The organism is Streptomyces sp. NPDC126499, assembly GCF_040302485.1.
Classification (GTDB): Bacteria; Actinomycetota; Actinomycetes; order Streptomycetales; family Streptomycetaceae; genus Streptomyces.
Map to the genome: position 1 here is coordinate 46,270 of NZ_JBEOUO010000009.1, position 22,243 is coordinate 68,512.

A 22,243-nucleotide genomic window follows, 5' to 3' on the forward strand; every position below is an offset into this window, starting at 1 on the left:
AACCCGCTGTCAGTCCTTCTCCCACCCCGCGTGCAGCCGCGACTTCACGTCGTCCGGCGGCAGGAACCGCGACCAGCGTTCGGGGAACTCCGACGGCATGTCGGGGTCGTCCTCGTCCACGTCCTCCGCCTCCGCGCGGAGGCGGGCCATCAGTTCGGCCGCCTGGACGGCGCGGGCGCGTTCGTTGGCCTCGCGGGCGGCGGCCGTGGCGACGGAGGGCCAGACGCGGTCGATGGCCGCGTTGACGGCGGCGCCGACGAGCACGGCGAAGGCGGAGATGCCGATCCAGAGGAGGACGGCGATGGGGGCGGCGAGGGAGCCGTAGATGGTGGGCCCCTCGACCTGGCTGGTCAGGTAGATGCGCAGCAGGAAGCTGCCGAGGACCCACATCGCCAGGGCCACGAGGGCGCCGGGGATGTCCTCGATCCACGGCGAGCGCACCGGCACGGACACGTGGTACAGCGTCGTCAGGAAGGCGATGGACAGCAGGATGACGGCCGGCCAGTACAGCACGGAGACGACCTCCGTACCGAAGGGGACGAACTCCACCACCCGGTCCGGGCCGACGACCGCCAGCGGGAGGACGACGGCGCCGATGATCAGGGCGATGATGTAGAGCAGGAAGGCCAGCAGCCGGGTCTTCACGATGCCGCGGTGGCCGTCGAGGCCGTACATGACGGTGATGGTGTCGATGAAGACGTTGACGGCACGGGAGCCGGACCACAGGGCGATGGCGAAGCCGAGGGAGATCAGGTCGGGCCGCTTGCCGTGGGTGACGTCCTCCAGGAGGGGCCGGGCGATCTCGTTGACGCCCCGGTCGGACAGGACCGTCCGGGCGGCGTGGAGGATGTTCTCCTCGATGCTGGCGACGGTGTCGGTGTTGGTCCACTCGTCGGCGTAGCCGAGGAGGGCGATCAGGCCGAGCAGCAGCGGCGGCAGCGACAGCAGGGTGAAGAAGGCGGCTTCGGCGGCGAGGCCGAGGATGCGGTACTCGATGCACGAGTTGACCGTGTCCTTGAGGAGCAGCCAGACCATTTTGCGCTTGGAGACGTTGCGGTACAGGACGCGGGCTCGGTGGAGCCGGCTCCAGGGCCGCCGCTCGGGTCGTTCGGGTGTTTCGTTTGCTGCCTGCACCTCCTTACCGTATCGGCATGGCAGCCGGCACCCACACCGTGACCAACCAGGCTCCGCCCCTGGTGGCGTACGACATGTTCACGTCCGATCGGGCCCTCGCGGAGGCCGTCGAGCGGCATCTGCCGCCGGACGTGTACGGCGAGGCGATCGGGCACCTGACCTCCTTCGGAGTGTCGGCGGGCTCGGCACAGGCGCAGGGGTGGGGGGCGCTCGCGAACGAGTGTCCGCCACGGCTGCGCACCCACGACCGGTACGGCAACCGGATCGACGAGGTCGACTTCCATCCGTCGTGGCACCGGCTGCTCGGCCGGGCGGTGACGGCGGGTCTCTCGGGCGGCGCATGGGGCCGTCCGGGTGGTCATGTGTGGCGGGCGGCGGGTTTCGTCCTGGCCACGCAGGTGGAGGCGGGGCACCTGTGTCCGCTGTCGATGACGCACGCGGCGGTGCCGGCGCTGCGGGCCGAGCCGGAGCTCGCGGCGGCGTGGGAGCCGCTGCTCGCCTCGCGGGTGTACGAGCAGGGGCTGCGGCCGCCGCTGGAGAAGGCGGGCGTGCTGCTCGGGATGGGCATGACGGAGAAGCAGGGCGGCAGCGACGTACGGACGAACACGACCCGGGCGGAGCCGCTGGCGGCCGACGGGGAGTACGTGCTGACGGGGCACAAGTGGTTCTGCTCGGCCCCGATGTCGGACGGCTTCCTGGTGCTCGCGCAGGCCCCGGCGGGGCTGACCTGCTTCCTGGTGCCCCGGGTGCTGCCGGACGGGACGCGGAACACGTTCCTGATCCAGCGGCTCAAGGACAAGCTGGGCAACAGGTCGAACGCGTCCGCCGAGGTGGAGTTCGACGGGACGACGTGGGCGCGCCGGGTCGGCGAGGAGGGGCGGGGGGTGCGCACGATCATCGGGATGGTGGCGGCGACCCGGCTCGACTGCGTGCTGGGCTCGGCGGGTCTGATGCGGCAGGCGGTGGCGCAGGCCGTGCACCACGCCTCGTACCGCAGGGCGTTCGGCGGGCTGCTCGTCGACAAGCCGCTGATGCGGAACGTGCTGGCCGATCTGGCGCTCGAGTCGGAGGCGGCGACGGTGCTCGGGCTGCGGCTGGCGGCGGCGTACGACGCGGACGCGGAGCAGGAGCGGGCGCTGCTGCGGGTCGCGGTGCCGGTGGCGAAGTACTGGGTGACGAAGCGGTGCACGCCGGTGGTGGCGGAGGCGCTGGAGTGCCTGGGCGGGAACGGGTACGTGGAGGAGTCGGGGCTGCCGCGGCTGCTGCGGGAGTCGCCGCTGAACTCGATCTGGGAGGGCGCGGGGAACGTGCAGGCCCTGGACGTGCTGCGGGCACTGCAGAGGGAGCCGGCGGCGCTGAACGCGTTCCTGGAGGAGGTCGGGCGGGCCCGCGGGGCGGATCACCGGCTCGACCGGGCGATCCGGGACCTGCTGGCCGAACTGGCGGACCTGGAGGGGATCGAGGCGCGGGCGCGCCGCCTCGTGGAGCGGATGGCGCGGGTGCTCCAGGGGGCGCTGCTGGTGCGGTGGGCGCCACCGGAGGTCGCGGACGCGTTCTGCGCCTCGCGGCTGGGCGGGGACTGGGGGACGTCGTTCGGGACGCTGCCGCACACGCTGGACCTGGCGACGGTGGTGGAGCGGGCGCGGCCCGTGGACACGGATTGACGGGGACGGGTCCCCGCACACGGACCGACGGAGAAGGGTCCGCGCATACGGGCCGACGGAGACGGGTCCACACAGACGGGCTGACGGAGACGGGTCCGCGCTGACGGGTTGAACGTCCGTTCGCGGGGACCGCCTCGGGGGTGACGGTGGTGTGTTGTGCCGCGCGTGCCAGGGGTGGACCTGAGGGGGTCGGCACGCGCGGAAGAGCGGAGGGTGGTGCTGCGCCGACACGGCACCACCCTCCGCTTCGGTTCCACCCTCCTGTACGGGGGCGGGCGTCGCCAGAGTTGCAAAGGGTTGCAGGATTACCCGAAGCGCCCCGCGTGCGGCACTGCGGCGCGGCACGATGGGCGCCGGGACGCACACAGTGCAGAACCGATACAGCACGGATACCGCAGAGATACCGCAGCAGGACAGCACCGATCCGACGCCGATACGGCACCGCGGTGGCTGGGAGGGACCGATGAACAACACTCAGCTCGACCTGAACCGGCTGGCCGCCATGGATTCCGCCCAGGCGACGCGGCTGCTGCTCAAGGTCCGCGAGGCGACCCTGTCCGGCCGGACCCCGCCGGTGGCGCCGCGTCCGGTGATCGACGCGTCGTGGCAGCGGATGTTCCGGCTCGGCCTCGACCCCGACCAGGGCACGAGCAGTGTGCTGCTGCGGCGCGACGAACTGGAGGAGCGGCGCCGGACGACGGCGCTCGGCGAGGTGATGCGGACGCTCAGCGCGGGTCTCGCCGGGATCGCCGACGCCTCCATGCAGATCATGGTGGTGACGGACGAGCAGGGCCGGGTGCTGTGGCGGGAGGGCAACATGGCGGTGCTGCGCCAGGCCCACGGGATCTGTCTGGAGGAGGGCGCGGCCTGGAGCGAGCACGACACCGGGACGAACGCGGTGGGCACGGCGCTCGCCATGGGCAAGGCCGTGCAGGTGCACTCGGCCGAGCACTACGTCCACCAGCTGCACAACTGGACCTGCGCCGCCGCGCCCGTGCACGACCCGCGCGACCAGCGGCTGCTCGGCATCGTGGACGTGAGCGGTCCGGCGTCCAGCTTCCATCCGGCGACGCTGGCGCTGGTGGCCTCGGTGGCGCAGCTGGCGGAGGCGGAGATGCGGCAGCGGCACCTGCGGTCGATCGAGCGGCTGCGTTCGGTGGCCGCGCCGATCCTGTGCCGGGTGGGCGGCCGGGCGATCGCGGTGGACACGCACGGCTGGACGGCGGCGGTCACCGGGATGGCGCCGGTGGACCGGCTGGCGCTGCCCAAGTCCTTCCGGGCCGGGCGGGTGTGGCTGCCGTCGCTGGGGATGTGCGCGGTGGAGCCGTTGCCGGGCGGCTGGCTGCTGCGGGTCGAGTCGGAGACGGCGCCGGCCGGTGCCGGCTCGGGCGCGGCGAGCCGGGTGGTCCTCGACCTGAGCCGGCCGCGCCGCTGGACGGTGGCGGTGTCGGGCGCGGCCGGCAGCTGGTCGCAGGAGCTCAGTCCGCGCCACGCGGAGTTGCTCTATCTGCTCGCCCTGCACCCGGAGGGGCGGACGGCGGCGGACCTGGCCCAGGACGTGTTCGGCGACCGGACCCGGACGGTGACGGTCCGGGCGGAGCTGTCGCGGGTGCGCCGCAACCTGGCGGGGGTCCTCGCCCACCGCCCGTACCGCTTCAGCGAGGAGGTCGAGGTCGAGGTCGTCACCCCGCCCCGCCCGGTCGACCTCCTCCCCCACTCCACGGCCCCGGCGGTCCGCGCGGCCCGCGCGGGCCAGGCAGGGAGCACGGGACAGGCAGGGAACGCGGGATAGGAGGGGAGCACGGGACAGGCGGACGCGCCGGGACAGGCGGACGCCTGGGCGGCGCGTGTCATCGGGCCCTGCCGGGATCCAGTAGGGTGACGTGCGCTCGTCAAACGGGCGCCTTTCCTTGCACACGCACATCTGCAGAACACTCAACGGGGGTTGAAGCGTGAAGCTTCGTCATGTCCGCGCTGTCGCCGTCTTCGGAATCGCCCTGGTCGCCCTCACCGGCGCCCGCGGCTCCAGCGGCGGAAGCTGCGGCGGTGGCCACGACTCGAACAGTTCCAGCAGCTCCGGCAGCTCCGGCAGCGGTTCCGACAGCAACGGCTCCAGCTCCGGTGGTGTCACCTCGGGGGGCGTCGGGGGCTCGTCGAAGGACCGTGCGCAGCGCGATGTCCGCATCGACGACTGCGCCCTGAGCGCCGACCGCAAGAACCTGGTCGCCAAGGTGACCGTCACCAACAGCGACTCGTCGGCGTACCTCTACGACGTCACCCTGCAGTTCAAGGGCGCCGAGGGTTCGAGCGCCGCCAACCTGGCGCTGGCCGAGATCAAGGACCTGCGGGTCGAGGGCGGTACGTCGAAGCAGGGCGAGGCCACCACCCCGTACACCGGCAGCGGTGACGGCTCCGAGTACACGCGCTGCGTCGTCGTCGACGCCGACCGCACCATCGGCTGACACGGGCTGAGCCGAGACACGTGAGCGGGCCCCCGGCTGCGGCCGGGGGCCTTCGCGCGGTGTGGGACCCCCCCTCGCGGTGGCGGATCACCCTCCCCATGTCCGGACCGCCCTCCTGGTGTCAGACCGTGCTCGCCAGGTCCTGCGCCCAGGGCGGGTTCGCGCCGCGGACCGTGCAGGTGGTGGCGGCGACCCGGGTGCCGAAGGCCACGGCCTCGTGCAGCAGGGCGGGGGCGAGGGCGTCGAGGCGGCCACCGAGCGCGCCGGCCGTGTGGAGGCGGTGCAGGAGGCCGGCCGTGAAGGCGTCGCCGGCGCCGACCGTGTCGACGACGTCCACGGGCGGGGCGGGGACGTGGGTGCGCACGCCGTCGTACGAGACGAGGGCGCCGGCGCCCCCGAGGGTGACGACGACGAGCGGGACCCCGGCGCGGTGCCAGGTGTCGCAGGCGGCCTCGGGTGCGGTGCCGGGGTGGAGGTGGGCCAGGTCGTCCTCGCTCAGCCGCAGGACGTCGGCGAGGGCGCACCAGTGCGGGAGCCGGGCGCGGTAGCGGGCGGGCGCGACGAGCAGCGGGCGGACGTTGGGGTCGAGGGAGATCGTGGTCGTGGGCCGCAGCTCCGCGAGGAGCTCCTCGACGGCGGCGGCGCCGGGTGCGCGGACCAGGGCGAGCGAGCCGGTGTGCAGACAGGCGGGGGCCGCGCGGCGGACGGGGGCGAGCTCCTGTCGGGTCCACTGCCAGTCGGCGGTGTTCTCGGCGTGGAAGGAGTAGACGGCGGCGCCGTCGGGGCCGAGGTCGGCGACGGCGAGGGTGCTGGGTTCGGCGGCGTCCGGGCACAGGTCGGTGCGGACGCCGGACGCGGCCAGGCGGCGGCGGAAGAGCCCGCCGAAGACGTCGCCGGAGAGGCGGGCGACGAGATGGGTGGGGGTGCCGAGGCGGGCGAGCGCGACGGCGGTGTTCGCGGGCCCGCCGCCCGGCAGTACGTCGAGCCGGAGGCCCGTTCCTCCGGTCGCGTCGGGGGCGACGAAGGCGTCGGCGACGCATTCGCCGAGTACGGCCACGGGGCGGCGGGTCGCGGTCATGCGGGGTGCCTTTCGATGAGCGGGCGGGTGTGGGACCGGAGGGCGGGCGGCGCCCGTGCGAGGCCGGGGCCGGGCGGCGCCCGTACGGGAGCCGTACGGAAGCCGGGCCGGGGCCCGTACGGGAGCCGGACCAGGACGTACGGGAGCCGGACCGAGGCCGTACGGGAGCCGGATCCGGGCCCGGGCCCGGCCGGCTGCCCGACGGCGGGGCGGGCCGCCGGCCCTCCGGGCGGGTGTCAGTCGGTGAGGACGGCGGAACCGAGCGGGGTCAGGGAGGCGCTGACCAGCCGGATCCGGCCGGTCGGCGCGGTGAACTCGACGGCGTCGGAGTCCCGGTAGCGGGGGTGGACGCGGGCGGTGAGGGCGCTGCCGTCGCCGGCGAAGACCTCGACGGAGGAGCGGTCGATCAGGATGTCGAGGGCGAGGGTGTCGCCGGGCCCCGGGGTGACGTGGGTGGTGTACGTGGCGGGGGTGCCGTAGCCGGCGCGGGTGGTGTCGAGGGCGAGGGTGCCGGTGGACTTCTCGTAGCGCAGTTCGGTCGCCTCGGCGGCTGACGCCTTGAGGCGGAGCGTGACCGTGTCGGCGGTGGTGGCGCCGAGGTCGATGACGGCCTTCAGGCGGGCGCTGTCGCCCCGGCCGATCCGCCAACTGCCCTGCACCGTCTTGCCGGTGACGGTGGTCGGCGGTCCGGCGGCAAGGGAGTCGGCGGCGGCGACGGGCCGCTGGCCGAGCCGGCCGTCGGGGGTGAGGAAGAGTTCGCGGTGCAGGGTCTGGGCGCCGGCCCAGCCGCCGATCCTGGTCGGTTCCTTGGCGTTCCAGTCGCTCATCCAGGCGGTCGCCAGCCGGCGTCCGGCGTCGTCGAGGTAGCTCTGGGCGGCGTAGGCGTCGCCGCCGCCGTCGAGGATCCCGTGGCGTTCGGCGGTGAAGCGGTGGCCGTCGTAGTCGCCGACGGCGTAGCGCTGCAGGGACTGCCCGCCCTCGTTGGTGGAGTACAGCAGGACCCACCGGCCGTCCAGCGGGAAGAGGTCGGGGCACTCCCACATGGCGCCGGTGCTGCCGTCGCCTTCGGTGAGGACGCCGTCGTACGTCCAGGTCCGCAGGTCGTCGGAGGCGTAGAGGTGGACCTTGCCGCGGCCGGCGTCGCCGGAGCCGACCACCATCTTCCAGCGGCCGTCGAGCGGGTCGCGGAACAGCTTGGGGTCGCGGAACCCGGCGGAGGAGCCGGGCGGGGCCTGGGAGACGACCTCGGTGCCGGGGGTGAAGGTGACGCCGTCGGTGCTGGTGGCGATCTCGACGGTCTCGGGGGTGGCGCCGGGGTGGGCGGCGGTGTCGGTGGACCGGGTGTAGGCCACGGTGAGGGTGCCGTCGTCGTCGACGGCGCTGCCGCTGAAGATGCCGCTGTTGTCGGTGGGGGTGGCCGGGGGCGGCGGGGTGAGGGCGACGGGCCGTTCGCGCCAGTGGACGGCGTCGGGGCCGTCGGCGTGCGCCCAGTGCATCGGGCCCCACTTGGGGGCGTCTGGGTGGTACTGGCTGAACAGGTGGTGCCGGCCGCGCCACTGGATCAGCCCGTTGGGGTCGTTGATCCAGCCCTGGTAGGGCGTGTAGTGGAACTGGGGCCGCAGCGGGTCGGCGGTGAAGTCGCGCCGCGCGGTGGGCTGGTTGGCCTGGCCGAGGGTCCGGAAGACGAGGCCGTTGTCGTCGCGCAGGGCGGCGTCGCCGACGCGTACGTCGTCGAGGTTGAGGTGGCCCCAGCCGCCGGTCTTGCGGTCCACGACCTCCAGGTGGACGGGCTGGCCGCGCCAGGCCGAGGTGTCCCACACGGTGCGTACGTACGCCTCGTCGTCGACGCCGGTCTGGGTGAGCAGCCGGGCTCCGTCGGCGTCCCTGACCAGGGCGACGTACAGGCGCTCGGGGTCCCAGCCGCCGGCGACGAGGAAGCTGAGCCGGGCGGGGGCGGCGAAGGTCGAGGAGGTGAGGGTGCCGGTGGCGTCGTCGCCGGCGGCGGCGAAGCCCCAGAGGTGGTGGCGGCCCCGGTGGTGGAAGGGGCCGCCCCAGTAGGTGGTGGCGGCGGTGACGGCGCCGGTCCCGAAGGCGGTGCCCGAGGCGGTCCAGCCGGTCAGGTCCCCGGTCTCGAAGCCGGGGTTGACCGGCCCGGACGGGAGGGCGCGGGGGGTGGCGGCGTGACTTGTCACCGGTGTGGTGAGGGGGAGGGCGGCGGCGACGAGCGCCGCCGCGAGAAGGGTGGTGTGCGGTGCTTTCCAGCGGCTCATCCGGAAGCCTCCGTTGCCAACTCGTGACGAGTAGGGGGCATTGACGTTGCTCGCCGCGGAGTCCATCATCCTGGCCAGTCGATGTCAACGTTGACATAAGTCAACGATGACATCGACGCCGACATCCCTGCGTCCCCGAGGAGCCGCGCCATGAAGCGCACCCGGCGCATACCGCGCACCACCACGTCCTTCATCGCCGCGACCCTGCTGCTCACCGCCTGCGGCGAGGGAGCGCAGGGATCCGGCGGCGGGAACGGCGCCGTCAAGGTCGGTCTGATCACCAAGACCGACACCAACCCGTTCTTCGTGAAGATGAAGGAGGGCGCGGAGCGGGCCGCCGAGAAGTCCGGCGCCGAACTGTCCACCGCCGCGGGCAAGTTCGACGGCGACAACGAGGGCCAGGTCACGGCCATCCAGAACATGGTCGCCGCGGGCGTCAAGGGCATCCTCATCACGCCCAACGACTCCAAGGCCATCGTCCCGGCGATCGAGCAGGCCCGGAAGAAGGGCGTCCTCGTCATCGCCCTCGACAGCCCCACCGACCCCCAGGACGCCGCCGACGCGCTCTTCGCCACCGACAACCTCAAGGCCGGGGAACTGATCGGCCGTTACGCCAGGGCGGTCACGGCCGGCAGGCCGGCGAGGATCGCCACCCTCGACCTCGCCCCGGGCGTGGCCGTCGGGCAGCTGCGCCACGACGGCTTCCTCAAGGGCTTCGGCATCAAGGAGGGCGACCCGGCCCTCGTGTGCTCCCAGGACACCGGCGGCGACCAGGCCAAGGGCCAGACGGCGATGGAGAACTGCCTCCAGAAGGCCCCCGACGTGAACATCGTGTACACCATCAACGAGCCCGCCGCGCTCGGCGCGTACACCGCGCTCAAGGCCAAGGGCCGGGAGAAGGACGTCCTGATCGTCTCCGTCGACGGCGGCTGCACCGGCACCCGGGCCGTCAAGGACCGCAGGATCGCGGCCACGTCGCAGCAGTACCCGCTGCTGATGGCGGCCAAGGGCGTCGAGGCCGTCGTCACGTACGCCAGGACCGGCACCAAGGCCGCCGCCCTCCGAGGAGCACCCTTGACCACCACGACCACCGCCCCGGCGGGCGCCGCCCCCGCGCCGCCCACGGCCGCACCGCGCGGCCGGCAGCTGTTCACCCATCCCACGGCGGGCCCGCTCGTCGCCCTGCTGGCCGCCTGTCTCTTCTTCTCCTTCCAGAGCGACCAGTTCCTCTCCGGCGGGAACCTCTCCCTCGTCGTGCAGCAGGTCATGGTCGTCGGCACCCTCGCCCTCGGCCAGACCCTGATCATCCTCAGCGCCGGCATCGACCTGTCGTGCGGCGCGGTCATGGCCTTCGGCTCCATCGTGATGGCGAAGCTCGCCGCCGACGGGACCCTGCCGCCGCTGCTCGCGGTGATGGCCGGCATCGGCGTCTGCGCCCTGTTCGGCCTCGCCAACGGCGCGCTCGTCACCCAGGTCAGGCTGCCGCCGTTCATCGTGACGCTCGGCATGCTCAACATCGCCTTCGCGCTCACCCACATCTACTCCGACGAGCAGACGATCACCGAACTCCCCGCCCTGCTCACCGGCCTGGGCGAGACCTTCCCGCTGGGCAGCACCGACATCACGTACGGCTCGGTGCTCACCATCGTCCTCTTCCTCACCTTCGCCTACCTCCTGGGACAGACCGCCTGGGGCCGGCACACCTACGCGCTCGGCAACAGCCCCGAGGTCGCCCGGCTCACCGGCATCCGCACCACCCGCCTGCTGCTCGGCGTCTACACCCTCGCCGGGGTGATCTACGGCATCGCGGCCCTGCTGCTGGTCTCGCGCACCGGCGTCGGCGACCCGAAGGCGGGCCAGACCGACAACCTGGACGCCATCACGGCCGTGGTGCTCGGCGGCACGAGCCTCTTCGGCGGGCGCGGCGCGGTCCTCGGCACCCTCGTCGGGGCGCTGATCGTGGGCGTCTTCCGCAACGGCCTCCAGCTCATGGGGGTGGGGTCGATCTACCAGACCCTGATCACCGGCGGCCTGGTGATCCTCGCCGTGACCGTCGACCAGTTCTCCCGCAGGAAGGCCCGCCGATGAGCACGCCCCCGCCCACGCCCACGACGACTGCGACGACGACTCCGACGCCCGTGCTGCGCGCCCGCGGCCTCGTCAAGCGGTACGGACAGGTCACCGCGCTCGACGGCGCCGACTTCGACCTGATGCCCGGCGAGGTCCTCGCCGTGATCGGCGACAACGGCGCCGGCAAGACCAGCCTCATCAAGGCGCTGACCGGGGCGCTCCAGCCCGACGAGGGCACGATCGAGCTCGACGGCGTGCCGGTCCGCTTCCGCGACCCGCTGGACGCGCGCCGGCACGGCATCGAGACCGTGTACCAGGACCTGGCGGTCGCGGCCTCGCTCGACATCGCCAGCAACATGTTCCTGGGCCGGGAGGTGCGGCGGCGCGGGCCGCTCGGCTCGGTGCTGCGGATGCTGGACAAGAAGCGGATGCGGGAGGAGTCGGCGGCGCACATGGCCGATCTGAGGATCGGGCTGCGCTCGTACACCCAGGCCGTGGAGACGCTCTCCGGCGGCCAGCGGCAGGGCGTGGCGGTGGCCCGGGCGGTCGCCTGGGCGCGGCACGTGGTGGTGATGGACGAGCCGACGGCCGCGCTCGGGGTGAAGGAGTCGGCGCAGGTGCTCGACCTGATCCGGCGGGTCCGTGACCGGGGCCTGCCGGTGGTGCTGATCAGCCACAACATGCCGCACGTCTTCGAGATCGCGGACCGGATCCACGTCCAGCGGCTCGGTCGCCGGGTGGCGCAGCTGCGGCCTGCGGACCATTCGATGGCGGAGGTCGTGGCGATCATGACGGGCGCGCTGACGGTGGAGGGGCCGGGCGGCGGTACGGTGCCGGTGAAGGGCTGAACCGACGACAGGAACGGTGATCATGGCGGGCACCCGGCGGCCGACTCTGGCCGATGTGGCGGCGCGGGTCGGAGTGACCCCGAAGACCGTGTCCCGGGTGCTCAACGAGGACGGCCCGGTCTCCGCGGCGACCCGCGAGAAGGTGCTCGCGGTCGTCGAGGAGCTGGGTTTCCGGCCCAACCTCATGGCCCGCAACATGCGGGTGGGGGCGCGGGACTCGACGGTCGGCCTGGTGGTGCCGGACATGGGCAACCCCTTCTTCGGCACGGTCGCGGGCGGGGTCGAGCAGGCCGTACGGGGCCGGGAGCTCACCCTCCTCATGGGGTCGTCCGGCGAGCGGGAGGAGGCGGAGCACGCGCTGATCACCACCTTCCTGGCCCGCCGGATCAGCGGCCTGCTCGTGGTGCCGGCCGCCGGGAGCGACCACCGCTTCCTGCGCCGGGAGCGGGAGGACGGCCTTCCGCTGGTCTTCCTCGACCGGCCCGGTTCGGGGCTCGCCGCGGACGCGGTGGTCAGCGCGAACGAGGAGGGGGCGCGGGTGGGAGTGGCCCATCTGATCGCCCACGGGCACCGGCGGATCGCCTTCGTCGGTGACCGGCCGGCCCGGCTGTACACCCGCAGGACCCGGCAGCGCGGCTACCTGGCGGCGCTGGAGGCGGCGGGCATCGCACCCGATCCGGCGCTCGTGGTCACGGCGCACGATCCGTACGCGGCGGGCGTGGCGGTACGGCGGCTGCTCGCCCTCGCCGATCCGCCGACCGCGGTGTTCGCGGCGAACAACTTCGCCACCCTCGGCGTGGTGCCGGCGCTCGCGGAGGCGGGCCGCCGGGACGTGGCCCTGGTCGGCTTCGACGACATCCCGCTGGCGGGTGTCCTGGAGCCGGGCCTCACGGTCGTGGCGCAGGACCCGGCGGCGATCGGGCGGGCGGCGGCCGAGCAGCTGATCGCCCGGCTCGACGGGGACCGCTCGCGGGCGGTGACCCGCACGGTGCCGGTGACGCTGGTGCCGCGCGGCTCGGGCGAGCTGCGGCCACCGGCGGGGTGACCGGACGCGGGGCGGCGGCCGCCCGACCGGGGCGCCACCCGCCTCCCGCCCGCCGGGCCCGGGGCCGCACGAAGCCTCCCGCCCGCCGGGCCCGGGGCCGCACGAAGCCTCCGGGCCGCCCGACCGGGCCGCCACCCGTCTCTCGGACAGGCTGTCCGCCATGCGGACAGCATTCCGCCAGGACCGAACACGGTGGGAATCCGATCCTCCGCATGATGCGATGAAGCCATGAGCATCACTCTCACCACCTGGTCCCTCGAACAGACCTCCCCGTCCGACCTGCGCCCGGTCCCCGCGCCCGAGGGCGGGGACCTGAGGATCGTGCGGGCCGAGGTGCCCTCGCCGGAGTTCAGCCGCTTCCTCTACACCGCGGTCGGCGGCGACATCCGCTGGACCGACCGGCTGCCGCTGACCTACGCGCAGTGGCGGGAGATAGTGGAGCGGCCGGGCGCCGAGATCTGGGTCGCGTACGAGAAGGGGACGCCGGCCGGGTACGTGGAGCTGGAGGCGCAGCCCGACGGCGTGGTGGAGATCGTGTACTTCGGCCTGATCCCGGCCTTCCGCGGCCGGGGGATCGGCGGCCACCTCCTGTCGTACGGGGTGGAGCGGGCCTGGGACCTGGCCGAGCGCTGGCCGGACCGGGAGCCCACCCGGCGGGTGTGGCTGCACACCTGCTCGCTCGACGGCGAGCACGCGATGGCCAACTACGAGCGCCGCGGCTTCCGGCTGTTCGACACCAACGTCGAGCAGACCGAGGAGGCCGAGAACCCGGGCCCGTGGCCGGGCGCGTACGCCTGAAGGATCCCGGGCGATCCCGCACCCTCGGCCTTCGGGCCGTCAAAGGGGCCCTGAACAGGGCCCCTTTCGCGTGACCCACACCACACCATCTCGCACACCGAGACAGTCATGTCCATATTCTGGACGAAGCTGGACTGGGTCCAAAGTCCCGTGACACGCTTCCGTCATGTCTGGAACTGGAATTGCCTTGGTGAGTCGGCGGCACGTCGACCTCGGCCGCATGTCCAGCGCCATGTGTTCGGCGCGCTGAGAGAACCAGCACCGCCGCACATCTCTTCTGAAGTCCTGTCCCTGCCACCGTCGCGCCACCCTCCGTACCGAGCGCGAGTGTGCAGGTCAGAGCCGCCCTCCCGCAGTCCCGAAGGACATATCGCCATGGCCGCCACCCCGGAAAACCCCACACCCGCCGCCGCCCGCCGCAAGGCCGGGCGCCACCGTGGCGAGGGTCAGTGGGCCGTGGGGCACTTCACCCCGCTGAACGGCAATGAGCAGTTCAAGAAGGACGACGACGGTCTCAATGTACGGACACGTATTGAGACGATCTACTCCAAGCGCGGTTTCGACTCCATCGACCCCAACGACCTGCGCGGACGCATGCGCTGGTGGGGCCTCTACACCCAGCGCCGGGAGGGCCTCGACGGCACCAAGACCGGTGTCCTGGAGCCGGAGGAGCTGGACGCCGAGTACTTCATGCTCCGCGTCCGCATCGACGGCGGCCGGCTGACCACCGAGCAGCTGCGGGTGATCGGCGAGATCTCCCAGGAGTTCGCCCGTGGCACCGCCGACATCACCGACCGGCAGAACGTCCAGTACCACTGGATCCGTATCGAGGACGTCCCGGAGATCTGGAACCGCCTGGAGGCGGTCGGCCTGTCCACCACCGAGGCCTGCGGTGACACCCCGCGTGTCATCCTCGGCTCCCCGGTGGCCGGCATCGCCGAGGACGAGATCATCGACGGCACCCCCGCCATCGAGGAGATCTACCGCCGGATCGTCGGCAACAAGGACTTCTCCAACCTGCCCCGCAAGTTCAAGTCCGCGGTCTCCGGCTCCCCGCTGCTCGACGTGGCGCACGAGATCAACGACATCGCCTTCGTCGGCGTGAACCACCCCGAGCACGGTCCCGGCTTCGACGTCTGGGTCGGCGGCGGCCTGTCCACCAACCCCAAGCTGGGCGTCCGGCTCGGCGCCTGGGTCTCCCTCGACGAGGTCCCCGACGTCTACGAGGGCGTCATCTCCATCTTCCGCGACTACGGCTACCGCCGGCTGCGCAACCGCGCCCGGCTGAAGTTCCTCGTCGCCGACTGGGGCGCGGAGAAGTTCCGCCAGGTCCTGGAGGACGAGTACCTGAAGCGCAAGCTGACGGACGGTCCCGCCCCCGAGCAGCCGGCCGGCCGCTGGCGCGACCACGTGGGCGTCCACAGGCAGAAGGACGGCCGCTACTACGTGGGCTTCGCCCCGCGCGTCGGCCGGGTCGACGGCGCCACCCTGACGAAGATCGCCGAGATCGCCGAGGCGCACGGTTCGGGCCGCATCCGTACCACCGCCGAGCAGAAGATGATCGTCCTGGACATCGAGGAGGCGCAGGTCGACTCGATCGTCTCCGCCCTGGAGGCCCTGGACCTGCGGGTCACCCCCTCGCCGTTCCGGCGCGGCACCATGGCCTGCACCGGCATCGAGTTCTGCAAGCTGGCCATCGTCGAGACCAAGGGCCGCGGTGCCTCGCTGATCGACGAACTGGAGCGCCGGATCCCGGAGTTCGACGAGCCGATCACCATCAACATCAACGGCTGCCCGAACGCCTGCGCCCGTATCCAGGTCGCGGACATCGGTCTCAAGGGCCAGCTGGTCCTGGACGACGAGGGCAACCGGGTCGAGGGCTACCAGGTCCACCTGGGCGGCGCGCTCGGCCTGGAGGCCGGCTTCGGCCGCAAGGTCCGCGGCCTGAAGGTCACCGCGGCCGAGCTCCCGGACTACGTCGAGCGGGTCCTCAAGCGCTTCCAGGCGGAGCGCGAGGACGGCGAGCGCTTCGCCACCTGGGCGGCGCGCGCGTCGGAGGAGGCCCTGTCGTGAGCGGAGCGAGCGAGACGAGGGAGGGCGCATGAGCGAGCGGGCCGCCCCCTTCCACTGCCCCTACTGCGGGGACGAGGACCTGCGTCCGAACGAGCAGGGCCATGGCGCCTGGGAATGCGCCGCGTGCAGCCGAGCCTTCCAGCTGAAGTTCCTGGGGCTGCTCGCCCCGGGAACTTCGATCAAGTCCACTGGAGGGGAACAGACATGACGGTCACTCAGGAGACGACCGCGGCCGACCTGAAGGCACTCGCCGAGCAGGCCGGCCGCGATCTGGAGGACGCCTCCGCGCTGGAGATCCTCCAGTGGGCCGCCGACACCTTCGGCAAGGAGTTCTGCGTCACCTCCTCGATGGAGGACGCGGTCGTCGCCCACCTGGCCTCCCGGGCGATGCCCGGCGTGGACGTGGTGTTCCTCGACACCGGCTACCACTTCCCCGAGACCATCGGCACCCGTGACGCGGTCGACGCCGTCATGGACGTCAACGTCATCACGCTGACCCCGCGTCAGACGGTGGCCGAGCAGGACGCCGCGTACGGGCCGAGGCTGTTCGAGCGCGACCCCGACCTGTGCTGCGCGCTGCGCAAGGTCAAGCCGCTGGAGGAGGGCCTGACCCGCTACCGCGCGTGGGCCACCGGACTGCGCCGCGACGAGTCCCCGACCCGGGCGAACACCCCGGTCGTCGGCTGGGACGAGAAGCGGCAGAAGGTGAAGATCTCCCCGATCGCCCGCTGGACGCAGGAGGACGTGGAGGCCTACGTCCTGGAGCACGGCGTGCTCACCAACCCGCTCCTCATGGACGGTTACGCCTCCGTCGGCTGCGCCCCCTGCACCCGCCGGGTCCTCGAGGGCGAGGACGCGCGGGCCGGCCGCTGGGCCGGGCGGGCCAAGACCGAATGCGGGCTGCACGGCTGATGACCACCCCCGAGACTTCCCAGGAGAACGACGTGACCGGTGCCACCATCTGGCTCACGGGCCTGCCGAGCGCCGGCAAGACCACGATCGCGTACGAGCTGGCCGGCCGGCTGCGCGAGGAGGGCCACCGCACCGAGGTCCTCGACGGCGACGAGATCCGCGAGTTCCTGTCCGCGGGCCTCGGCTTCAGCCGCGAGGACCGGCACACCAACGTGCAGCGGATCGGCTTCGTCGCCGAGCTGCTCGCCTCGCACGGCGTGAAGGTCCTGGTCCCGGTCATCGCCCCGTACGCCGACAGCCGCGAGGCGGTCCGCAAGCGCCACGAGACCGCGGGCACCCCGTACGTCGAGGTGCACGTGGCCACGCCGGTGGAGGTGTGCTCGGAGCGCGACGTGAAGGGCCTCTACGCCAAGCAGGCCGCGGGCGAGATCAGCGGGCTCACCGGCGTCGACGACCCGTACGAGGCGCCCGAGACACCCGATCTGCGGATCGAGTCCCAGAACCAGACCGTGCAGGAGTCCGCGGCGCAGCTCCACGCGCTGCTCACCGAAAGGGGCCTGGCGTGACCACTGTTGCCCACGTTCACGACGCGACCGACAGCCCGTTCGCGCTGACGCACCTCGACTCCCTGGAGTCCGAGGCCGTCCACATCTTCCGTGAGGTGGCGGGCGAGTTCGAGCGGCCGGTGATCCTGTTCTCCGGCGGCAAGGACTCGATCGTCATGCTGCACCTGGCGCTGAAGGCGTTCGCGCCGGCGCCGATCCCGTTCTCGCTGCTGCACGTCGACACCGGGCACAACTTCCCCGAGGTCATCGAGTACCGCGACCGGGTGGTCGCCGAGCACGGGCTGCGGCTGCACGTGGCCTCGGTGCAGGAGTACATCGACGCGGGCAAGCTGCGCGAGCGCCCGGACGGCACCCGCAACCCGCTGCAGACCGTCCCGCTGACCGAGGCGATCCAGCAGCACCGGTTCGACGCCGTCTTCGGCGGCGGCCGCCGTGACGAGGAGAAGGCCCGCGCCAAGGAGCGGGTGTTCAGCCTGCGCGACGAGTTCTCGCAGTGGGACCCGCGCCGTCAGCGGCCCGAACTGTGGCAGCTGTACAACGGCCGGCACGCCCCCGGCGAGCACGTGCGGGTCTTCCCGCTGTCCAACTGGACCGAGCTGGACGTGTGGCAGTACATCCAGCGGGAGAAGATCGAGCTCCCGGAGATCTACTTCGCGCACGAGCGCGAGGTGTTCGCCCGCAACGGCATGTGGCTGACGGCCGGCGAGTGGGGCGGCCCGAAGGAGACCGAGACCGTGGAGCGGCGGCTGATCCGCTACCGCACGGTCGGTGACATGTCCTGCACGGGCGCGGTGGACTCCGACGCCACCACCCTGGAGGCCGTGATCGCCGAGATCGCCGCGTCCCGGCTCACCGAGCGGGGCGCGACGAGGGCGGACGACAAGCTGTCCGAGGCCGCGATGGAAGACCGCAAGCGCGAGGGGTACTTCTAATGAGCACGTCCACCGAACAGCCCACCGCCGGGCACGCGGAGCTGGCGGCGACGACCCTGCTGCGTTTCGCGACCGCCGGGTCCGTCGACGACGGCAAGTCCACCCTGGTGGGCCGACTGCTGCACGACTCCAAGTCGGTGCTGGCCGACCAGCTGGAGGCCGTCGAGCACGCCTCGCGTTCGCGCGGGCAGGAGGCGCCCGACCTGGCGCTGCTGACCGACGGCCTGCGGGCCGAGCGGGAGCAGGGCATCACCATCGACGTGGCCTACCGCTACTTCGCGACGCCCCGGCGCCGGTTCATCCTCGCCGACACCCCCGGGCACGTGCAGTACACCCGGAACATGGTCACCGGCGCGTCCACCGCCGAGCTCGCGGTGGTGCTGGTCGACGCCCGCAACGGGGTGGTCGAGCAGACCCGCCGGCACGCGGCCGTCGCCGCCCTGCTGCGCGTCCCGCACGTGGTCCTCGCTGTGAACAAGATGGACCTGGTCGACTACCGGGAGTCCGTCTTCGCCGCGATCGCCGAGGAGTTCACGACGTACGCCTCCGAGCTCGGCGTCCCGGAGATCACCGCGATCCCGATCTCCGCGCTCGCCGGCGACAACGTCGTGGAGCCGTCGGCGAACATGGACTGGTACGGCGGCCCGACCGTTCTCGAACACCTGGAGACGGTGCCGGTCAGCCACGACCTGACGGCCTGCCACGCCCGCTTCCCGGTGCAGTACGTGATCCGTCCGCAGACCGCCGAGCACCCGGACTACCGCGGGTACGCGGGCCAGATCGCGGCCGGCGCCTTCCGGGTCGGCGAACAGGTCACCGTACTGCCCTCGGGCCGGACGTCGACGATCACCGCGATCGACGCGCTGGGCGAGTCGGTCGACATCGCCTGGGCGCCGCAGTCGGTCACCATCCGTCTCGCCGACGACATCGACATCTCGCGCGGCGACCTGCTCGCCCCGAGCGGCGACGCCCCGGCCACCAGCCAGGACGTCGAGGCGACCGTCTGCCACGTCGCGGACACCCCGCTCACCGTCGGCCAGCGGGTGCTGCTCAAGCACACCACCCGTACGGTCAAGGCGATCGTGAAGGAGATCCCGTCCCGGCTCACCCTGGACGACCTCTCCCAGCACCCCGACCCGGGCCGGCTCGTCGCCAACGACATCGGCCGGGTGAAGGTCCGCACCGCCGAGCCGCTCGCGCTCGACGCGTACGCCGACTCCCGCCGTACCGGCTCGTTCCTGCTGATCGACCCCGCGGACGGCACCACGCTGGCCGCCGGCATGGCCGGCGAGTCCTTCGCCACCGCCAAGGCCACGGTCTCCGTGGACGACGAGGAGGGGTGGGACTTCTAGATGGCCCAGGACATGTACGCGACCTTCGCCAAGGAGGGCGGCCGGGTGGGATCCGGCGCCCTCGGCGCGGGCCGGGGAGGTGTCGCGCGATGTGCGTGCTGACCTCCGTACGCCGCTCCGGCGGCGCGACGCCGCTCCACCCGCACGCATCCGTGCGGCACCGACACCGACATCGAAGACGCTGAATCGAGGGGAAGACCTCCCGTGCCTGCCACCACCCGTACCACCCTGCGCCGCAGCCTGGTCACCGCCGCCGCCCTGCCCCTGCTGATCGGGGCGCTCGCCTCCTGCGGCTACGGCTCCCAGGCGAAGAACGCCGAGGACTCCGCGAAGAAGGTGGCAGCCGAGGGCGAGAAGCTCTCCGCCGACACCGTACGGGTCGGGTACTTCCCCAACCTCACGCACGCCACGGCCCTGGTCGGCGACCAGGAGGGGATCTTCCAGAAGGAGCTGGGCGGCACCCGGCTCGAGACGACGTCCTTCAACGCGGGTCCCTCGGAGATCGAGGCGCTGAACGCGGGCTCGATCGACATCGGCTTCATCGGTCCCTCGCCGTCCATCAACGGCTACACCAAGTCCAAGGGCACCAACCTGCGCATCATCGGCGGCTCGGCCTCCGGCGGCGTGAAGCTCGTGGTGAACCCGGCGAAGATCAAGACCCTGGACGACGTCAAGGGCAAGCGGATCGCCACCCCGCAGCACGGCAACACGCAGGACGTGGCCTTCCTCAACTGGATCTCGGAGAAGGGCTGGAAGGTCGACGCCCAGAGCGGCAAGGGTGACGTCTCCGTGCTCCGTACGGACAACAAGATCACCCCGGACGCCTACACGTCCGGCTCCATCGACGGCGCCTGGGTGCCGGAGCCGACCGCGTCCAAGCTGGTCAGCGAGGGTGCGAAGGTCCTGCTCGACGAGTCCGACCTGTGGCCGGGCAAGCAGTTCGTCATCACCAACATCATCGTGTCGCAGAAGTTCCTCAAGGCGCACCCGGATGTCGTCGAGGCGGTCCTGCGGGGCTCGGTGAAGACCAACGAGTGGATCAACGCCAACCCGGAGAAGGCGAAGGCCTCCGCCAACGCGCGGCTGAAGGAGCTCACGGGCAAGCCGCTCGGCGACAAGGTCATCGACGGGGCCTGGCCGTCGATCCGGTTCACCGACGACCCGCTGGCCGCCACGCTCCAGGCGCAGGCCGACCACGCGGTCAAGGCCGGTCTCCTCGAAGAGCCCGACCTGGCCGGCATCTACGACCTGAAGCCGCTCAACAAGGTCCTGAAGGCCGCGGGCAAGCCCGAGGTCTCCGACGCCGGCCTCGGCGCGAAGTAACCCACGTCCGCAGCTGACACCCAGGAGGTGACGACCATGGCCACGACCACCACGCTCGCCAAGGCCGAGGACCGCGTCGGCGCGGTGGGCCACGCCGCGCGCATCGAGCACGTCTCGAAGTCCTTCGGCGGACCCGCCGGCGGCCAGCTCGTCCTCGACGACATCTCGCTCGATGTCGCCCCGGGCGAGTTCGTCACCCTCCTGGGTGCCTCCGGCTGCGGAAAGTCCACCCTGCTCAACCTGGTCGCCGGGCTCGACCGGCCGTCCGCGGGGTCCATCGACACCCCCGGCGGCCGGCCGGCCCTGATGTTCCAGGAGCACGCCCTCTTCCCGTGGCTGACCGCGGGCAAGAACATCGAACTCGCACTGAAGCTGCGCGGGGTGCCGAAGGCGGAGCGCCGCCCGGAGGCCGAGCGGCTGCTCGAACTCGTCCGGCTCAGCGGCTCGTACGGCAAGCGGGTGCACGAGCTGTCCGGCGGCATGCGCCAGCGCGTGGCGCTCGCCCGTGCCCTCGCCCAGGACAGCGACCTGCTGCTGATGGACGAGCCGTTCGCGGCGCTCGACGCGATCACCCGGGACGTGCTGCACGACGAGCTGACCCGGATCTGGCGCGAGACGCGGCTGTCGGTCCTGTTCGTCACGCACAACGTGCGCGAGGCCGTGCGCCTCGCCGAACGGGTCGTCCTCCTGTCGTCCCGGCCGGGCCGCATCGCCCGGGAGTGGACCATCGACATCCCGCAGCCGCGCCGCATCGAGGACGCCGCCGTGGCGGAGCTGTCCGTCGAGATCACCGAACAACTGCGTGGGGAGATCCGCCGCCATGGCCAGCACTGAGACGACGACCACCGCCGTCAAGGCCGACGACCTCGCCGGCCTGGAGGCCGGCCTCGACGCCCTCGACAGCGTGCAGATCAGCCGGACCCCGCTGCGTGAGGTCCTGCTGAAGAAGGTGCTTCCGCCGGTCCTCGCCGTCGTGCTCGTCCTGGCGGTGTGGCAGCTGCTCGTGACCCTGGAGGTCGCCGAGGAGGGCAAGCTGCCGTCGCCGGGCGCGGTGTGGGACAGCCTGGCCACCATGTGGCTGGAGGGCACGCTCTTCGGCGTGCTGTGGACCAGTGTGTCGCGGGCGCTGCTGGGCTTCCTGATGGCGCTCGCCATCGGTACGCCGCTCGGCCTGCTCGTGGCCCGGGTCGCCGTGGTGCGCACGGCGATCGGCCCGATCCTGTCGGGCCTGCAGTCGCTGCCGTCGGTGGCCTGGGTGGCGCCGGCCGTGCTGTGGCTGGGCCTCGACGACTCCATGATGTACGCGGTGATCCTGCTCGGCGCGGTGCCGTCGATCGCCAACGGCCTGGTGGCGGGCGTCGACCAGGTGCCGCCGCTGTTCCTGCGGGCCGGGCGGACGCTCGGCGCGACCGGGCTCAAGGGCGCCTGGCACATCGTGATGCCGGCCGCGCTGCCCGGCTACCTCGCGGGCCTGAAGCAGGGCTGGGCGTTCTCGTGGCGCTCCCTGATGGCGGCGGAGATCATCGCGTCCTCGCCGGACCTCGGTCTCGGCCTCGGCCAGCTCCTGGAGAACGGCCGCAACAACTTCGACATGCCCGGCATCTTCCTCGCGATCTTCCTGATCCTGCTCGTCGGCATCGCGATCGACCTGCTGCTCTTCAGCCCGCTGGAGCGCGCGGTGCTGCGCCGCCGCGGCCTGCTGGTGAAGGCCTGAGC

Annotated in this window: 20 protein-coding genes and 1 pseudogene; 18 read left to right on the top strand and 3 right to left on the bottom strand. The window is 72.4% G+C overall.

Features of this window, described 5'->3' with window-relative positions:
• Positions 1–9: 9 nt before the first annotated feature.
• Entirely contained in the window at positions 10–1,134 is a 1,125-nt protein-coding gene (locus ABTZ91_RS15295) for a YihY/virulence factor BrkB family protein (RefSeq protein ID WP_345484911.1), read from the bottom strand.
• A gap of 17 nt (positions 1,135–1,151) precedes the next feature.
• Between ABTZ91_RS15295 and ABTZ91_RS15300 the strand changes: the two genes are divergently transcribed.
• The 3 genes from ABTZ91_RS15300 (at position 1,152) to ABTZ91_RS15310 (ending at position 5,260) form a co-directional block, all read left to right on the top strand.
• Positions 1,152–2,798 carry an acyl-CoA dehydrogenase family protein gene (locus ABTZ91_RS15300; protein WP_352077620.1) on the top strand — a complete coding sequence of 549 codons (1,647 nt, stop codon included), beginning with the start codon at positions 1,152–1,154 and terminating at the stop codon, positions 2,796–2,798.
• A gap of 463 nt (positions 2,799–3,261) precedes the next feature.
• Positions 3,262–4,590, top strand: a complete 1,329-nt coding sequence (locus ABTZ91_RS15305) for a GAF domain-containing protein (protein WP_352077621.1) — start codon at positions 3,262–3,264, stop codon at positions 4,588–4,590.
• A 160-nt stretch (positions 4,591–4,750) separates the two neighbouring features.
• Positions 4,751–5,260: a hypothetical protein gene (locus ABTZ91_RS15310; protein ID WP_352077622.1), complete on the top strand. Its 510-nt coding sequence runs from the start codon at positions 4,751–4,753 to the stop codon at positions 5,258–5,260.
• 121 nt (positions 5,261–5,381) lie between these two features.
• Here ABTZ91_RS15310 and ABTZ91_RS15315 read toward each other — a convergent pair whose 3' ends face one another.
• Both ABTZ91_RS15315 and ABTZ91_RS15320 read right to left on the bottom strand, forming a co-directional pair.
• Entirely contained in the window at positions 5,382–6,338 is a 957-nt protein-coding gene (locus tag ABTZ91_RS15315) for a carbohydrate kinase (RefSeq protein ID WP_352077623.1), read from the bottom strand.
• A gap of 236 nt (positions 6,339–6,574) precedes the next feature.
• A complete protein-coding gene (locus ABTZ91_RS15320; RefSeq protein WP_352077624.1) occupies positions 6,575–8,608 on the bottom strand; it encodes a GH32 C-terminal domain-containing protein in 2,034 nt (677 codons plus the stop codon).
• Between the two features lie 150 nt (positions 8,609–8,758).
• Here ABTZ91_RS15320 and ABTZ91_RS15325 point away from each other — a divergent pair.
• From ABTZ91_RS15325 to ABTZ91_RS15395, 15 genes and pseudogenes are all read left to right on the top strand, one after another.
• Positions 8,759–9,664 (top strand): annotated as a pseudogene (locus ABTZ91_RS15325) (substrate-binding domain-containing protein); the annotation flags it as partial.
• A gap of 18 nt (positions 9,665–9,682) precedes the next feature.
• Entirely contained in the window at positions 9,683–10,696 is a 1,014-nt protein-coding gene (locus ABTZ91_RS15330) for an ABC transporter permease (protein ID WP_407077967.1), read from the top strand.
• A complete protein-coding gene (locus ABTZ91_RS15335; protein ID WP_352077625.1) occupies positions 10,693–11,526 on the top strand; it encodes an ATP-binding cassette domain-containing protein in 834 nt (277 codons plus the stop codon). Before ABTZ91_RS15330 ends, ABTZ91_RS15335 begins: the two co-directional genes overlap by 4 nt.
• A gap of 22 nt (positions 11,527–11,548) precedes the next feature.
• Entirely contained in the window at positions 11,549–12,571 is a 1,023-nt protein-coding gene (locus ABTZ91_RS15340; RefSeq protein WP_352077626.1) for a LacI family DNA-binding transcriptional regulator, read from the top strand.
• A 228-nt stretch (positions 12,572–12,799) separates the two neighbouring features.
• Positions 12,800–13,369, top strand: coding sequence for a GNAT family N-acetyltransferase (locus ABTZ91_RS15345; RefSeq protein ID WP_352077627.1), 570 nt, complete (start codon positions 12,800–12,802; stop codon positions 13,367–13,369).
• A 166-nt stretch (positions 13,370–13,535) separates the two neighbouring features.
• Positions 13,536–13,619: a putative leader peptide gene (locus ABTZ91_RS15350; RefSeq protein WP_352077884.1), complete on the top strand. Its 84-nt coding sequence runs from the start codon at positions 13,536–13,538 to the stop codon at positions 13,617–13,619.
• Positions 13,620–13,744: 125 nt separating this feature from the next.
• A complete protein-coding gene (locus tag ABTZ91_RS15355; protein ID WP_352077628.1) occupies positions 13,745–15,442 on the top strand; it encodes a nitrite/sulfite reductase in 1,698 nt (565 codons plus the stop codon).
• A 28-nt stretch (positions 15,443–15,470) separates the two neighbouring features.
• On the top strand, positions 15,471–15,650 hold the full coding sequence (locus ABTZ91_RS15360; RefSeq protein ID WP_352077629.1) for a hypothetical protein: 180 nt from the start codon (positions 15,471–15,473) through the stop codon (positions 15,648–15,650).
• A complete protein-coding gene (locus ABTZ91_RS15365) occupies positions 15,647–16,354 on the top strand; it encodes a phosphoadenylyl-sulfate reductase (protein ID WP_352077630.1) in 708 nt (235 codons plus the stop codon). Before ABTZ91_RS15360 ends, ABTZ91_RS15365 begins: the two co-directional genes overlap by 4 nt.
• On the top strand, positions 16,336–16,920 hold the full coding sequence (gene cysC, locus ABTZ91_RS15370) for an adenylyl-sulfate kinase (RefSeq protein WP_407077962.1): 585 nt from the start codon (positions 16,336–16,338) through the stop codon (positions 16,918–16,920). The genes ABTZ91_RS15365 and cysC overlap by 19 nt, the downstream gene beginning before the upstream one ends.
• Positions 16,917–17,852, top strand: coding sequence for a sulfate adenylyltransferase subunit CysD (gene cysD, locus ABTZ91_RS15375; RefSeq protein WP_352077632.1), 936 nt, complete (start codon positions 16,917–16,919; stop codon positions 17,850–17,852). The genes cysC and cysD overlap by 4 nt, the downstream gene beginning before the upstream one ends.
• The gene (locus ABTZ91_RS15380) at positions 17,852–19,204 is read left to right on the top strand and encodes a GTP-binding protein (RefSeq protein WP_352077633.1); all 1,353 of its coding nucleotides are present in this window, start codon (positions 17,852–17,854) and stop codon (positions 19,202–19,204) included. The genes cysD and ABTZ91_RS15380 overlap by 1 nt, the downstream gene beginning before the upstream one ends.
• Positions 19,205–19,408: 204 nt before the next feature.
• The gene (locus ABTZ91_RS15385; RefSeq protein WP_352077634.1) at positions 19,409–20,527 is read left to right on the top strand and encodes an aliphatic sulfonate ABC transporter substrate-binding protein; all 1,119 of its coding nucleotides are present in this window, start codon (positions 19,409–19,411) and stop codon (positions 20,525–20,527) included.
• Positions 20,528–20,563: 36 nt separating this feature from the next.
• Entirely contained in the window at positions 20,564–21,361 is a 798-nt protein-coding gene (locus ABTZ91_RS15390; RefSeq protein WP_352077635.1) for an ABC transporter ATP-binding protein, read from the top strand.
• Entirely contained in the window at positions 21,348–22,241 is an 894-nt protein-coding gene (locus ABTZ91_RS15395; RefSeq protein WP_352077636.1) for an ABC transporter permease, read from the top strand. Before ABTZ91_RS15390 ends, ABTZ91_RS15395 begins: the two co-directional genes overlap by 14 nt.
• The last annotated feature ends 2 nt before the right edge of the window (positions 22,242–22,243 follow it).

Coding starts and splice junctions, on each gene's coding strand:
- ABTZ91_RS15355 (WP_352077628.1), top strand. CDS start 13,745: ATGGCCGCCACCCCGGAAAACCCCACACCCGCCGCCGCCCGCCGCAAG.
- ABTZ91_RS15360 (WP_352077629.1), top strand. CDS start 15,471: ATGAGCGAGCGGGCCGCCCCCTTCCACTGCCCCTACTGCGGGGACGAG.
- ABTZ91_RS15300 (WP_352077620.1), top strand. CDS start 1,152: ATGGCAGCCGGCACCCACACCGTGACCAACCAGGCTCCGCCCCTGGTG.
- ABTZ91_RS15350 (WP_352077884.1), top strand. CDS start 13,536: ATGTCTGGAACTGGAATTGCCTTGGTGAGTCGGCGGCACGTCGACCTC.
- ABTZ91_RS15335 (WP_352077625.1), top strand. CDS start 10,693: ATGAGCACGCCCCCGCCCACGCCCACGACGACTGCGACGACGACTCCG.
- ABTZ91_RS15380 (WP_352077633.1), top strand. CDS start 17,852: ATGAGCACGTCCACCGAACAGCCCACCGCCGGGCACGCGGAGCTGGCG.
- ABTZ91_RS15315 (WP_352077623.1), bottom strand. CDS start 6,338: ATGACCGCGACCCGCCGCCCCGTGGCCGTACTCGGCGAATGCGTCGCC.
- ABTZ91_RS15320 (WP_352077624.1), bottom strand. CDS start 8,608: ATGAGCCGCTGGAAAGCACCGCACACCACCCTTCTCGCGGCGGCGCTC.
- cysC (WP_407077962.1), top strand. CDS start 16,336: ATGCGGGCTGCACGGCTGATGACCACCCCCGAGACTTCCCAGGAGAAC.
- ABTZ91_RS15395 (WP_352077636.1), top strand. CDS start 21,348: ATGGCCAGCACTGAGACGACGACCACCGCCGTCAAGGCCGACGACCTC.
- ABTZ91_RS15390 (WP_352077635.1), top strand. CDS start 20,564: ATGGCCACGACCACCACGCTCGCCAAGGCCGAGGACCGCGTCGGCGCG.
- ABTZ91_RS15340 (WP_352077626.1), top strand. CDS start 11,549: ATGGCGGGCACCCGGCGGCCGACTCTGGCCGATGTGGCGGCGCGGGTC.
- ABTZ91_RS15305 (WP_352077621.1), top strand. CDS start 3,262: ATGAACAACACTCAGCTCGACCTGAACCGGCTGGCCGCCATGGATTCC.
- ABTZ91_RS15365 (WP_352077630.1), top strand. CDS start 15,647: ATGACGGTCACTCAGGAGACGACCGCGGCCGACCTGAAGGCACTCGCC.
- ABTZ91_RS15345 (WP_352077627.1), top strand. CDS start 12,800: ATGAGCATCACTCTCACCACCTGGTCCCTCGAACAGACCTCCCCGTCC.